This window comes from Actinoplanes sp. TFC3, assembly GCF_001553785.1.
GTDB lineage: Bacteria > Actinomycetota > Actinomycetes > Mycobacteriales > Micromonosporaceae > Actinoplanes.
This window is the reverse complement of sequence record NZ_LOJP01000001.1, coordinates 2,317,833-2,330,644: the sequence shown is the minus strand read 5'-3', so window position 1 is coordinate 2,330,644 and position 12,812 is coordinate 2,317,833. Positions and strand designations below refer to the sequence as shown.

At 69.7% G+C, this 12,812-nt stretch carries 14 protein-coding genes; 6 read left to right on the top strand and 8 right to left on the bottom strand.

Translation table 11 applies throughout. The features are described from left to right. Positions 1-19 precede the first annotated feature (19 nt). The 3 genes from TFC3_RS10695 to TFC3_RS10685 all read right to left on the bottom strand — a co-directional run bounded on the left by TFC3_RS10695 (position 20) and on the right by TFC3_RS10685 (position 3,874). On the bottom strand, positions 20-1,195 hold the full coding sequence (locus TFC3_RS10695; RefSeq protein ID WP_067498813.1) for a PP2C family protein-serine/threonine phosphatase: 1,176 nt from the start codon (positions 1,193-1,195) through the stop codon (positions 20-22). A gap of 55 nt (positions 1,196-1,250) precedes the next feature. Next, on the bottom strand, positions 1,251-2,684 hold the full coding sequence (locus tag TFC3_RS10690) for an arabinofuranosidase catalytic domain-containing protein (protein WP_236718065.1): 1,434 nt from the start codon (positions 2,682-2,684) through the stop codon (positions 1,251-1,253). A gap of 245 nt (positions 2,685-2,929) precedes the next feature. Further along, a complete protein-coding gene (locus TFC3_RS10685) occupies positions 2,930-3,874 on the bottom strand; it encodes an NAD(P)-dependent oxidoreductase (protein WP_067498809.1) in 945 nt (314 codons plus the stop codon). Between the two features lie 55 nt (positions 3,875-3,929). Between TFC3_RS10685 and TFC3_RS10680 the strand changes: the two genes are divergently transcribed. Then, positions 3,930-4,364, top strand: a complete 435-nt coding sequence (locus TFC3_RS10680) for a MarR family winged helix-turn-helix transcriptional regulator (RefSeq protein ID WP_067498807.1) — start codon at positions 3,930-3,932, stop codon at positions 4,362-4,364. Between the two features lies 1 nt (position 4,365). Here TFC3_RS10680 and TFC3_RS10675 read toward each other — a convergent pair whose 3' ends face one another. Further along, positions 4,366-4,968, bottom strand: a complete 603-nt coding sequence (locus tag TFC3_RS10675; protein ID WP_067498805.1) for an SAM-dependent methyltransferase — start codon at positions 4,966-4,968, stop codon at positions 4,366-4,368. A 49-nt stretch (positions 4,969-5,017) separates the two neighbouring features. Between TFC3_RS10675 and TFC3_RS10670 the strand changes: the two genes are divergently transcribed. After that, positions 5,018-5,665 carry a DUF3159 domain-containing protein gene (locus TFC3_RS10670; protein ID WP_067498803.1) on the top strand — a complete coding sequence of 216 codons (648 nt, stop codon included), beginning with the start codon at positions 5,018-5,020 and terminating at the stop codon, positions 5,663-5,665. Here the strand turns inward: TFC3_RS10670 and TFC3_RS10665 are convergent. The 3 genes from TFC3_RS10665 to TFC3_RS10655 are packed head-to-tail and all read right to left on the bottom strand — an operon-like array spanning position 5,624 to position 8,507. Continuing rightward, positions 5,624-7,078, bottom strand: a complete 1,455-nt coding sequence (locus TFC3_RS10665; RefSeq protein WP_067498801.1) for a glycosyltransferase — start codon at positions 7,076-7,078, stop codon at positions 5,624-5,626. The genes TFC3_RS10670 and TFC3_RS10665 overlap by 42 nt on opposite strands. Beyond that, positions 7,078-8,130: a HEAT repeat domain-containing protein gene (locus tag TFC3_RS10660; RefSeq protein WP_067498799.1), complete on the bottom strand. Its 1,053-nt coding sequence runs from the start codon at positions 8,128-8,130 to the stop codon at positions 7,078-7,080. Before TFC3_RS10660 ends, TFC3_RS10665 begins: the two co-directional genes overlap by 1 nt. Then, positions 8,130-8,507 (bottom strand): response regulator transcription factor, encoded by a 378-nt coding sequence (locus tag TFC3_RS10655; protein ID WP_067498797.1) that lies wholly within the window; start codon positions 8,505-8,507, stop codon positions 8,130-8,132. The genes TFC3_RS10660 and TFC3_RS10655 overlap by 1 nt, the downstream gene beginning before the upstream one ends. Before the next feature lie 100 nt (positions 8,508-8,607). On the opposite strand from TFC3_RS10655, the gene TFC3_RS10650 reads away from it, so the two are divergent. Beyond that, entirely contained in the window at positions 8,608-10,302 is a 1,695-nt protein-coding gene (locus TFC3_RS10650; protein ID WP_153040172.1) for an ATP-binding protein, read from the top strand. Here TFC3_RS10650 and TFC3_RS10645 read toward each other — a convergent pair. Continuing rightward, positions 10,291-10,731 carry a DUF4265 domain-containing protein gene (locus TFC3_RS10645; protein ID WP_067498793.1) on the bottom strand — a complete coding sequence of 147 codons (441 nt, stop codon included), beginning with the start codon at positions 10,729-10,731 and terminating at the stop codon, positions 10,291-10,293. The genes TFC3_RS10650 and TFC3_RS10645 overlap by 12 nt on opposite strands. Positions 10,732-10,829: 98 nt before the next feature. Between TFC3_RS10645 and TFC3_RS10640 the strand changes: the two genes are divergently transcribed. Genes TFC3_RS10640 through TFC3_RS10630 form a run of 3 tightly spaced genes read left to right on the top strand, consistent with a single transcriptional unit; the run spans position 10,830 to position 12,809 of the window. Next, positions 10,830-11,291, top strand: a complete 462-nt coding sequence (locus TFC3_RS10640; RefSeq protein WP_067498791.1) for a hypothetical protein — start codon at positions 10,830-10,832, stop codon at positions 11,289-11,291. Then, a complete protein-coding gene (locus tag TFC3_RS10635) occupies positions 11,288-11,590 on the top strand; it encodes a transcriptional regulator (protein ID WP_067498789.1) in 303 nt (100 codons plus the stop codon). Before TFC3_RS10640 ends, TFC3_RS10635 begins: the two co-directional genes overlap by 4 nt. A gap of 10 nt (positions 11,591-11,600) precedes the next feature. Next, complete coding sequence (locus TFC3_RS10630) at positions 11,601-12,809, top strand: pyridoxal phosphate-dependent aminotransferase (RefSeq protein ID WP_067498787.1); 1,209 nt, start codon at positions 11,601-11,603, stop codon at positions 12,807-12,809. Positions 12,810-12,812: the final 3 nt, after the last annotated feature.

Below are 12,812 nucleotides of genomic sequence, written 5' to 3'. Positions count from 1 at the left end.
ATTGACTGTCGCTCAGTATCTATTGAAATTCAATCGATTCGGGATTCCATTGCACGACCGCAGCGGTGGCGTCGTCGCGCAGCTCGCCGTTCTCGTAGGAGACGATCTCGTGGATCAGGCACCGCATCATCTCCGCCGCCGGGGTGCGGGTGCTCAGCTGCGCGCACACGAACTCGCCGAGCCGGTCGACGCCGAACAGCTCCCCGTCTGCCGAGCGCGCCTCGGTGATCCCATCGGTGTAGAGAACCAGCGTGTCGCCCGGTTCGAGCAGCACCTCGGTGACGCTGGGTGGCCGTTTCACCATGTGCCCGAGCCCCAGCGGTAGCGCGGTCGGCGTGGGCAGCGCCGGCATCGGCAGCTCGCCGCGCAGGTGCAGCTCGGCCGGATGGCCCGCCGCGATCCGCCGGTAGACGCCGGTGGTCGTGTCCAGCTCGGCGAGCACCGCTGTCACGAAAGACCCGGGGAACTGCGAGCGGATCCATTTGTCGATCGACCGGTAGGTGTCGGCCAGCCCAAGGCCCGAGCGACGGGCATTACGGTACGTATTCAGCGTCAGCGTCGTCAGCCCGCTCGCACTGATCCCATGTCCCACCGTGTCGAACAACGCCACATGCAGCACATCGCCGTTCGCCGCGTAGTCGAACGCGTCGCCGCCCACGTCGTAGCAGGGTTCGAGCACGGCGGTGACCAGCGCCCGGTTCGCCGCGAAGGTCAGCGGCGGGAGCTGGTTCCAAATGATCTCGGCGGCCAGCTGCATCGGCATCCGGCGCCGGGTCAGCTCGACCGCGTCACCGTAGAAGCGCCGGCTGGCGATCAGCTCGGCCACCAGCGCGGCGATCACCGTCAGGTCGCGGCGCAACTGCTCGTCGGGATCGGTGTGCAGGCTGACCTCCAGCACCCCGAGGCGCTCGGCCCCGTGCAGCATCGGCAACCAGATGCAGGAGTCCTCGTCGGTGGGCTGCGTGGTGCGGAATGCGTGGCCGGCCACGGTGTCATTGACCTTGCGCGGATCGGTGTCCCCGGGCGTACCGCGTAGGGGCCATAACGAAATCTGCTCGTAGTCGATCATCAGCGCGACGATCCGATCGGCGCCGAGCAGCGGCGCCACGGCGGCCAGGGCCGGAGGCAGGTCCTCCGGCCGGCTGCGGTGGCGCAGCTCGAGAAGCCGCCGCACAGCCTCCATCGAATCAGCCATGCGGCTAGCTTCCCCGAAGTTGCTCCTGATCAATCCTCGCCGAGCCTCCTCGCCTTCAGGGCGCTATCGACCACAGCTGGCAGGTGTTGTTGAGCCACATCCAGAGCTGGGCCTTGGTGCCGTTGGCCGTGCCGCAGTTGGTGTCGTCGAGCACCATGCCGCTGTTCTCGACCACGAGTTCGTAGCGCCCGTTGCCGGCCGGGATCACCGCCCACTGCTGACAGGTGTTGCCCAGCGACTGCCAGAGGTTGACCGCCGTACCGAGGGCCAATCCGCAGTTGACCGCATCCAGCACCTTGTTCGCGTTGACGTTGGTGATGGTCCACTTGTTCGCCCCGACGCTCGTAAAGCGCCACTGCTGGCAGGTGTTGCCCAGCGCATCCCACTGGTCGACCGCCGTGCCGTTGGCCGTCCCGCAGTTCACCGCGTCGAGCACCTTGCCACTCTGCAGGTTCGTCAGCCGGTACGTAGCCCCGTTGACCGGAAACGTGACGCTCTTGCCGTAGCCCACCGACACGATGTTGGCTTGCACCGAGTTCTCCGTGGCATCGCTGGGGTAGCCGCTGGTCATCACGCCCTCGAAGAACGAGCCGACCGAGCCGTTGCTGTTGTCCCCGCCGATGCCCAGAATGATCGCGCCCTGCTTGGTCATCGGCCGGTAACCCGACTGGCTCGGCAACGCGCCGTTGTACCGCGTGGCCAGGCCACCCGACTGGGCATTGCCATCCTTGAGGGCGTACGCCGACGTGCCGTTGTTCTTCAAGACCGCAGTCACGAAGGCGCTGTTGCGGCCCGTGTTCGCCGTCCACGAGCCGTCCCCGCCCGCGAACAGGCCGTTTTCGAGGTCCGCAGCCACCCGCGGTCCGGCCGAGCACGGCGAGAACCAGCACAGGTTGCCGAAGTAGATGGCGTCCATGTCGCCGTTGCCGGTGTCCATGTTGTTGGTCTCGGCGTTGCCGTAGTCGAAGCAGCACCGGTCGTTGACGTGGGTGCCCTCGGTGACCATGTACATGCCCTCGGGCGCGCTGCCGGTGGCCACCCCGTTCGTGGCGTTGTTGCGGTAGCCGTTGCCCGCGGAGATGTAGACGCCGTACACCTTGTGCCCACCCGCCGTCACCGGCAGCGCCGCCGCGTTCGCCCCCTGATCAGCCGTCGGATTGGCCCCACCCCCGGGCGCGATGGTCAAATCGTTGTGCCGCGAGGTCTGGTCATAGATCCGCACAATCGTGCAGTACGTGCCCGAGCAGAACGAGTCCTGAGTGGCCGCATTGGCGTAGCCCCCGGCACTGAGCACCCCGATGTTCGAGGTAGCCCCATCCGACCACCGCCTCACCTGATAGAGCGAGCCGCCGTACGAGCCGAACAGGGCGCGGGTGGTGCTGTGCGCGGCAACGCAGGGAGTGCCGCCGCTCGCGTAGATGTCACACGGCAGCGTGCCGGCTGCTTGGGCCGGGCCCGGCACGCCAACAAGCGCGGTGACCGTGCACATAGCGGCAGCGCCAACAGCCAGAATCCTTCGCCAAACCCTCATAAGTGAGCCTTCCACTGGCAGCAGTGAACGTTCACACAGATTGCGGCCCTGTTACGACGCTGTCAATAGGAGTTCATCTATCTAATAGATGGCGGCTCGTTTCCAGTAGCCTGCCCCGGCGCTGAAGCGCCCTCCCTCAGCGAAGCCCGCGAGACTGCCGCCAAGCTCGCCGCCGGACACGACAGCCCGAGGCCCCCACCGGCCTACCGCTCGTTTCCCGCTCGCAGCCAGGCGATGTACTCCGCGGCCGCCCGCTCGGTGTCGTACTCCGGCTGGTAGCCCGTGTCCTCGTGCAGCCGGGTGATGTCGAGGTACGCATCCGAGCCTTCCCCACCCACCGGCAGGTCAACCTGGGCGTCCGGCACAACCTTCTTGATCGCCGCGATTACCTCGGCGTTGCTGGTGGGGCGGCCCGAGGCGACGTTGTAGGTCGGGTGGTTGAGGGTGCCGGCGGTTTGCAGCAGCGCGATGGCCCGGCCGGTATCCTTGACGTAGCAGAGGTCGAGGGCGTCCTCGGCGTGCGGCTGGGCGTACAGGGTGGACAGGTCGGCCGGCTCACCTGCGGCGGCGGCGTGGATGAGGGCAGGGCCGGCGAAAAAGGGGTCGGCGTGACCCAGGGGTCCCCAGGTGCCGGAGATCCGGTAGTTGACGACGTCGAGGCCGGCGGCACCGGCCACAAAGCCGTTGAGCAGCTCGCCGATCTTCTTGAACGTGGGGATGACCGGGCCGGGTCCCATCGACAGGGGCTGATCCTCGCGCAGGGCACCAGCGACGGCGCCGCCGAAGTAGACGCCGATGGTGCTGGCCACGCCGACGCGCTGGACACCCCAGTCGGTGGCGGCTTGCAGAACATTGAGCAGGCTGCCGAGCGAGCGGCGGGTGGCCGCGACGGCCGGCTCGTCGCTGGGCGGCCAGGGCATCGAGCCGGCCAGGTGCACGATGCCGGTGATGCGGTGGCGCTTGCCGATGTCGAGCAGGGTGCCGAGGTCGGCCACGTCGCCCTGCTCGACTTGCACCGGGCGGGTGAAGCGGCCGGGCGGGACCTCGGCAGCCCGGCGCTGCACGAGCACGCATTCCTCGTCGCGGTCGAGCAGGGCCTGCACGGCGTGCGAGCCGATGAAGCCGAGGCCGCCGGTTACCAGAATCATCAGTAGCTCCAATCGTCAGTAATACTGACGATCAGCGTAGCCGTATGATCGGAGCATGTCGAGCGGGGAAGAGGGCACGCCGGAGCTGAGCGCGCGCTTGGGTTATCTGTTCAAGCACGCGGCTCTACGGCTGGAGGAGTTGCATCGCGAGGCCCTGGCGCCGTACGGCATCGACGGGCGCGAACTGGGGGTGCTGATCGTGCTGGCCGGCGCCGAGTCGAGTTCTCAGCACGAGGTGGCACAGCGGGTGGGCTCCGACCGTACGACAATGGTCGCCTTGCTTGATGTGCTGGAACGCAAGGGCCTGGTCAGCCGGCAGCCACACCCGCAGGACCGCCGCCGCAACGTGGTGGAGCTGACCGAGCACGGGCGGGCCACGGTCCGCGATGCCACCAGGGCCAGCGACGCCGCGGAGAAGGAACTGCTTGCGCCGCTCAGCGTCCCGGAGCGTAAGGACCTGCGGGAGGCGTTGCGGCGCATCAACGAGTGACCTACGAGCGCCGCAGGATGTCGAGCAGGAACCAGTCGTCGTCGTGATGCACCAGCGGCGTCAGTTCCGCATGGTCGACCAGCATGGCGTGGGCGTTGAAGCCGTCGAAGTTGCCGCCGTGGTCGCGGTCGCGGAAGTGCACGACGGCCAGGTCACCACCCGGTTCCAGCCGCGCGATCAGCCCGTCCACGGTCGCCTGCAGGTCCTCGGCGCTGAGGTAATACAGCAGGTCACCGATCACGATCAGGTCGAACGTGTCGTCGGGTAGGTCGGCCGGTAGCACCGCGGTGCCCACCCGGACGTGGGACAGATCGGCCACATATCCGGCGGCCTGGGACACCGCCGCCTGGACGGCATCTACGGCCAGTAGCGCGTCGCAACGAGCGGCCAGCAGGCGGCTGAGGATGCCGACCGCGCAGCCCGGCTCGTAGGCGTTGCGGTAGCGCTGCTGTGGCAGGCTGGCCATGGTGACGGCGTATTTGCGCTGGTCGGACCACTTGGTCGCGTTGTCCCAGGGGTCGTCCTTGGCCAGGTACAGGTTCTCGAAGTGCGCCAAGGAGTAGCTCGCCGCCGGTGGCTGGGCATCGCCCGGTGTTCTTGTCACACAGGTAAAGGTAGGCTTGCCTTTCTCAGGCGCGGGATGAGGGGGCGGCGTGGCGGAGCCGGAGTCGCTGGCCGATCTGCTGGGCGGACGGCGGGCCGCGTTGGACGCGACGGTGCCACCGGTGGTGTTCGTGGCCGGGTGGCTGGCCGGCGGACGCTCGATTTGGACCGGCGCCGGGGCCGCGGTGGTGGCCGCCGTGATCGTCGGCGTGATCCGGCTGCGCGGCGGCGACAAGCCACGCGCGGTGCTGATCGGGCTGCTGGGCGTGTGTGTGGCCGCGCTGGTGGCGTTGCGCACCGGGCGCGCGGAGGACTTCTTCCTGCTGCAGATCGTCACGAACGCGGCGAGCGCGCTGGCCTGGGCGGTCAGCATCGTCATCCGGTGGCCGCTGCTCGGGGTGATCGTGGGCGCGGTGCTGGGCCAGAAGACGAGGTGGCGACGGGATCCGGCGCTGCTGCGGGCGTACAGTCGCGGGTCCTGGATCTGGGTCTTGCAGTATGTCGTGCGGTTGGCGATCTTCATCCCGCTGTGGGCGGCGCATGCGGTGGTGGCGCTGGGGATCGCGCGGGGCGTGCTGACCTGGCCGTTGGTGGCAGCGAGCCTGGCGGTGAGCTGGTGGGTGATCCGGCGCAGCCTGCCCGCCGATCACCCGGGGTTACGGCACCCGATGCAACGATCCGGCGCTTTCCAGGGTTGAGTCGAAGCCCTCGCGGTTCATCACGCCCCACACGGCTTGACGCCCGTGCACCGCGGCCAGAGCACCTCGGACCTGCGCGAACGCCAGGATCTGGCGGTATCCGAAGTTTTCCAGGAAGGCCGCTGCCATGCCGCGCGCGAGATCGGACCACCGGGGGTAGCGGTGGAACGAGACCTCCTCGATGAACAGGGCGGAAAGGCTGACGAGCATGCCATATCCGTACGCCACCAGCACGAACTCCAGCGCGAACCCCGTGTTGATGGCATCGGCCCAGAGCCCGAGCGGCAACAGCAGCAGGGCAGCCAGCTCGATGAACGGGGCCAGCAGCTCGAAGACCACGTAGTAGGGCAAGGCGACCAACCCGATCCGCCCGTAGCGCGGGTTGCCGATCATGGTGCGGTGCTTGCCCAGGATCTCGGCGATGCCCCGGTGCCAGCGGCGGCGCTGGCGGCCCAGCACCCGCAGGCTCGACGGCGCCTCGCTCCAGCTCACCGGCTCGGCCACGAAGATGACCCGGTAGTCCTGCTTGCGCTGGCGCAGGTGGTGGTGCAGGCGCACGACCAGCTCCGCGTCCTCGCCGATGGTGCCGGGGTCCAAGCCACCGATCTCCACCACCAGATCGCGCCGGAACACTCCGAACGCCCCGGAGATCACCACCAGCCCGCCCAGCCGCGACCATCCGGTGCGGCCCATCAGGAACGCCCGCAAATATTCGACCACCTGAATGCGCAGCAGCCACGGCTTGGGCATCCGCACGTCGACGACGCGCCCACCGATCACCTTGCAGCCGTTGGCGATGCGCACCACCCCGCCGCAGGCCGCCACGCGCAGCGGGTCGTCACCGAAGGGCTTGGCCACCGACAGCAACGCGTCCGGGTCGAGCACCGAGTCGGCGTCGACCATGCAGATCAGCGGATGCCGGGACAAATTGATGCCGACGTTGAGCGCGTCCGCCTTGCCGCCGTTGGTCTTGCGCACCACCGTCAGCGTCTCCGGATTGGCGCGGGCCACGTACACGGCCAGCACCTGCGAGCGGTACGCCACGTCGTCGGGCACCACCCGCGGCACCTCGACCAGCTCGAAGCCGGTGCGCAACTGCTCGAACGTGTCGTCGCTGGAGCCATCGTCAACCACCACGATCTCGTAGCGCGGGTAGCGCAGCGCGGTCATCGCCTGCACGGCCGCCACGATGCCCGGCCCCTCGTTGTACGCCGGCATGATCACCGACACCGGCAGGGTGAGCGGGCTGCGGAACATGTCGTCGGAGCCCGCGAACGGCATCCGGCGCAGGTGCTTGGCGAACTCCAGCCCGGCCAGGGCGATCAGGATCAGGTAGCCGCTGTTGAGCGCCACGAAATAGACGAAGATGCCGAGGTCCGCCCAGCGCAGGACGTCCCGGACCAGCTCCAGCATCACGCCGGGACACCTGCCTTCCGCTCGGTGAGCACCTCGGCCAAGGCCAGCGCCTCCAGGGCGTGCGGCGAGTCCGACTCCTGCAGCGCGGCCAGCCCCTCAGGACCGATGTGGCGCAGGGCGTGGGCGGCTTCGTGGGCCACGTGGAACGCGTCGTCGGTGAGCAGCGCGGTGAGGGTGGGCACGGCGGAGGTCGCGCCGAGGTCGCCCAGAGCCTTGGCCGCTGCCGCGCGCAGGGCCGGTGGCCGCGAGCTGTGCAGGGCGAGGGTGAGGGGATCGAGGGCTCCGCGCGTACCCAGTCGTCCCAGGGCCGCGGCAGCCGCGATCCGCACGTCCAGGTGGGTGTCTTCCTTGAGCACGCGGGCGATGCGATGCACCGACCCGGTCGCGCCGAGCAGCCCGAGCGCGTCCAGGCACACCGCGCGGACCCGGGCCTGCGGGTGGTCCAGCGCGGCGGACAGCGTCACCTCGGCCTCCGGCCCGAGCTGGACCAGCGTGTGCGTGGCCAGCAGCGAGGGAACGGGGTCGCTGCGGTCCAGCGCGGCGATGATGCGCCAGGCCGCTGCGGGGTCACCGATGCGACCCAGCGCCCGTACGGCCACAACCCGCACCTCGTCATGCCGATCGGTCAGCAACCGGCACAGCTCCGGCACCGCCTGACGCAACTCCAGATCGCCGAGCACCTGGGCCGCGCGGGCCCGCCGGACTGGGCTGCGCGAGTGCAACTGACCCAGGGCGGTGCGGGCGGTCCCCCGCCGCAGGAACACCGAGACCAGGCCCAGGTGGGCTTCGCCGCGCAGCTTGCGGAGCAAGGCCAGCGCGTGCGGCTCGGCGGCGCGCCAGGCGTCCTCCGGGATGGCCACCAGGTCGTGACTGCCCTCCTCGCCGTTGTCGGCCACGAAGGCCAGCAGCGAGCGGCGCGGCCCAGCCGCCAACCGGGCCTGGCGGCGCTGCCGGGAGCGGCGGAGCAGCCGCACGAGCACGATGCCCAGCGCGGTACCGGCCACGATCGCCAGCAGGATCTCGAGGACGATCGTGAACAGCGCCTGCATCAGCCGGCGACCCGGGCCAGCGCCGCCTCAACCCGGGCGAGCAGGTCCCGCGGGCTGAACGGCTTGACCACGTAGTCGGTGGCGCCGGCGGCGTACCCCTGTTCCAGGTCCTGCGGCCGGGAGCGGGCGGTGAGCATGATGATCGGTACGTCGGCGGTCAGTGGCCCGGCCCGCAACTCCCGGCACACCTCGATCCCGGACAGCCGCGGCATCCGCACGTCCAGCAGCACCAGGTCCGGCGGGTGGGCCCGGGCCTCCCGCAGCGCGGCCACCCCGTCCGCCACCGCGATCACGTCCAGCCCACCCTTGCCCAGCTTGTACGAGACGAGGTGCCGGATGTCCGGATCGTCCTCGACCAGCAGCACGGTGGCCCCCACCCGTCCAACTTATCCGTTTGCTCCCCCTGCTTGAGGTGCAAAGCCGCAACCTTGCTGCCCGCACCTCAATCGCCGGACGGCCAGTGCCGAATATGGCTGCGTGAACATCTCCAGGTGGATTGGCGCCCCCGGCCGGCGAGCGGTGGCCGTCGCGGCTGCCGTGCTCGTGACCGGCCTCGGCACCGGCGCCGTGGCGGCGACCGGTTTGTCAGCGGCTGCGGATGACGCGGCTTCGGCGGAACTCGCCCTGCGCAGCGCGCGCGTGCGCGCCGCCCTGGACACCACATTCCAGCAGTACGCCGACACGCTGCACGATGTCGCCGCCGCGGCAGCCTCGTCCTCCCCGGCCACCGCGCTCGATTCGCTCGTGTCGCAGATCGGCACCGGCCGCCTCGAGGGCGCGCACCAGGTGGTCGTGGTCTCCCCCACCTACACCGTGCTGGCCCAGCGCACCCTGGACGGCAGCACGCCGCCGGCGCGTACCGAGCTGCGGCCCTCCCCCGCGCTGACCCGCGGCCTCGACCTGGCCCGCGAGTCCGGGCGCCTGATCGCTAGCCCCGCGCACGTGCTGCCCGCCGACCTCGACCTGCCGCCGGCGCACCGCCAGCAGGCGTTCGAGCTGATCAACCCGGTGCACGACACGGCGTTCCGCGGCTGGGTCATCATCGGGGTACGAGCGTCCGACCTGCTGCGTGATGCTCTGCGCGGGGCCGGCGTGACCGATGTGGGAGCAGTGCTCAACGAGACGACGCCGTCGGGTTCGTCGCGGGAGATCGCCCGCTTCGGCTCGGCTTCTTCCAGCGAGCAGGCCGAGATCGACATCCCGCTGGCCGGTCACGCCTGGCAGGTCACTGTCACGCCGGCCACGCCGCTGATCAGCACGGGTCGCACCCTGGTCGCGCCGCTGAGCATGCTGGGCTCGGCGATCGTGTCGTTCCTGCTGGCCGGGTCCGTCCTGGCGGCATTCTCGGCGGCGCGCAGCCAGCGCGCCCGGCTGGCTCACGCCCAGGCGTCCGAGCAGCAGGCCCAGGCTCACGCCGCGGCGGCGGTGGCGGCGCTGAAGGAACGCGAGGAGGAGCTGACCGGGTTCGCCGCGGCGGCCGGGGAGAACCTGCACGCCCCGCTGCACACCATTGCCGGGTTCACCGACCTGCTGCTGGAGGAAGTGGCACCCCAGCTCGATGAGGCTTCGCGAGGGTTCCTGCATCGCATCGGCGCCAGCACCCGGCGCATGCTCGCCCTGGTTGACGAGTTGCTCACCTATTCGCAGGCCGGAGAGGCGGCGCTCAAGCTGGAACCGGTCGACGCCACCGGGCTCACCCTCGGCGTGGTGGCCGGCCGGCTGGACTCGGTCGAGGGCGAGCGCCCCAGCATCGACGTCGCCGACCTGCCCACCATCATGGTTGACGCGCACCTGTACGGCGAGGTCGTCGGCCAACTCGTCGACAACGCGACGCGCTTCGTGCGCCACGGCACCGCCGCGCGCGTCACCGTGTCGGCGCGCGAAGCTACGCCCGGGTGGTGGCGCATCGAGGTGGCCGACCGCGGCATCGGCGTACCGGAGGATCAGCGCACCCGGATCTTCCGGCCGTTCCACCGTGCCCCGGCGGCCGAGGGCTTCCCCGGCACCGGCCTCGGGCTGGCCGTGTGCCGGCGCATCGTCGACCTGCACGGCGGCGAGATCGGCGTCGAAGCCAACCCGGGCGGCGGCAGCGTCTTCTGGTTCACGGTTGCGGCGACAGGGGTGGCGCTGCAGCCTTCGCTGGCATCATCAGCAGCGACCTCAGGCCGATGACGATGTGCACGACCACCGGCAGCAGCAGGCTGCCGGTGGCCAGGTAGAGCCCGGCTGGCCCCACCTGCGCAGCGCCGAGCAAGCATGGCGCGCCGCAAGCTGCCCTCCCACCGGCGCGGCACCCGCCGCGCGCTGGCCAGCTCGCGGCTGCGCGTCCGCGTCGGACGGCGGATTGGCCGGTAGCAGCACCACGCACAGATTCCCGCCGCGCTGCAGCACCGTGAACGACCCGTCCTCGCCGACCCGGACTCGGTCACCGGCCGCGAAACCGTAAGCGATGGCCGGGCTTGCCAGCACGTCATAGATCGCCTGCTCAACCAGGGCGGCAGGCACCTGCTCATGGACCGGCCGGCCGGTGCTGGCGTGGCCGGCCAACAGCCGTACATGGGTGTGCTCGTGCTTCACCGGCTCAGTCATCACGGACAGCACTCTGGCGCATCACTCCCAGGAAAGTACTTGCCGCGGAGGAAAGTGGAGGGGTACTTTCCTCTGGAGAAAGTAATTCCCTCGACGGATGGAGGCGCGTCATGACGACGCCGGCACCGCAGGAAGCACGCCAGGCCCTCGACGCGATTCAGCAGCGCCGGGAGCAGTCCGCCACCGCTGCCCGCTCGTCCCGGTGGTGGTGGATCGGCAGCGGGCTCTTTCTCATCGGGTACGGAGTGGCCCAGGAACTGGCTCCCGATGTCATGCGCAATTGGGGCTCGGTGATCAGCATGGCGCTGCTGTTCCTCAGCATCGCCCGCAGCAGCCGGTGGGGTTCGCATCTCTTCGGCCGGCAGGTGAGCCCGCGGCTGACCGCCAAGCCGGTGCGCAGGTTCGGCGTCGCGCTGGTGTTCGCCATCACTCTCGTGGCCCTGGCGCTGGGCGCGGGCCGGCTGCAGGTGCCGCACTTCGTGCTGTGGTACTGCATCGCTGGTGGCCTGCTGGTCATGCTGGCCGGGCCGTGGTGGGAGAACCGGGTGCTCACCCGGGTCAGCAACAAATGACCGACCTGGATCCGCTGCTGCTCGACCCGACCCGGCTGGCGATCGTGGCGTTGCTGGCCGGCGCGGAATGGGCCGAGTTCGCCTTCGTGCGCGACTCCGTGCAGCTGTCCGACTCGGCTCTGTCGAAGCGCCTGTCGCACCTGAACGAGGTCGGCTACGTCGAGGTGCGCAAGGGCTACGTCGGCAAGCGTCCCCGCACGTGGGTGAACCTTTCGGAGGCGGGCCGGGCGGCGCTCAAGGCGCACATCGCCAAGCTGCAGGCCATCGCGACGCAGGTTGATCGACCCGCGGCCGGATAGGCTCGGGTGCATGGTGGCGCAGGCAGACAGGCTGAAGAACGTCCGGTACGACATCCGCGGCCCGGTGCTGCGCCGCGCTCAGGAACTGGAGAGCGCCGGGCACCGCATCCTGAAGCTGAACCTGGGCAACCCGGCGCCGTGGGGGCTCAACACGCCCGAGCCGATCGTCGCGGACATGGTGCACAACCTGCCGTCCGCCGAGGGCTACAGCGACGCCCGCGGGATCTACTCGGCCCGCGTGGCCGTCGCGCAGTACTACCAGACGCTCGGGGTGCAGGACGTCCAGCCGGATGATGTGTTCCTGGGCAACGGGGTGTCCGAGTTGATCGTGATGTCGCTGCAGGCCCTGCTCAACACCGGCGACGAGGTGCTGGTCCCGAGTCCGGACTACCCGCTGTGGACCGGCGCGGTGACGTTGTGCGGCGGCCGGCCGGTGCACTACCGGTGCGACGAGACGCAGGGCTGGGAGCCTGATCTGGAGCATGTCGCCGCACAGATCACCCCGAGCACCCGGGCCATCGTCATCATCAACCCGAACAACCCGACCGGCGCCGTCTACTCCCGCGAGACGCTGCTGGGGTTGCTGGACATCGCGCGCCGGCACGGTCTACTGGTGCTGGCCGACGAGATCTACGACAAAATTCTGTACGACGACGCCAAGCACCACTGCGCCGCCGCGCTCGCCCAGGATCTGCTGGTCATCACGATGGGCGGGCTGAGCAAGGCTTACCGGGCGGCCGGCTTCCGCTCGGGCTGGATGGCGGTCAGCGGCCCCACCGCCCACGCGACCGAATACCTCGAAGGCCTGCAGTTGCTGGCCAACATGCGGCTGTGCCCCAACGTGCCGGCCCAGCACGCGGTGCAGACGGCGCTGGGTGGGTTCCAGAGCATCACCACGCTGATCCGCCCCGGCGGCCGGCTGTACGAACAGCGCACCCACGCCTATCACAAACTCAATGCCATTCCCGGCGTGGACGCCGTGCTCCCCCGCGGCGCGCTCTACCTGTTCGCCCGGCTCGATCCCGAGGTGCACAAGATCCGCGACGACCAGAAGCTGATCATCGACCTGCTCGAACAGGAGCTGATGCTGCTGTCGCACGGCACCGGCTTCAACCTGCCGACCCCCGATCATCTGCGGCTGGTCTTCCTGGCGCCGGTGGATGTGCTCGACGACGCCACCGACCGCCTGCGCCGCTTCCTGGAAACCTACCGTCAGTAACAG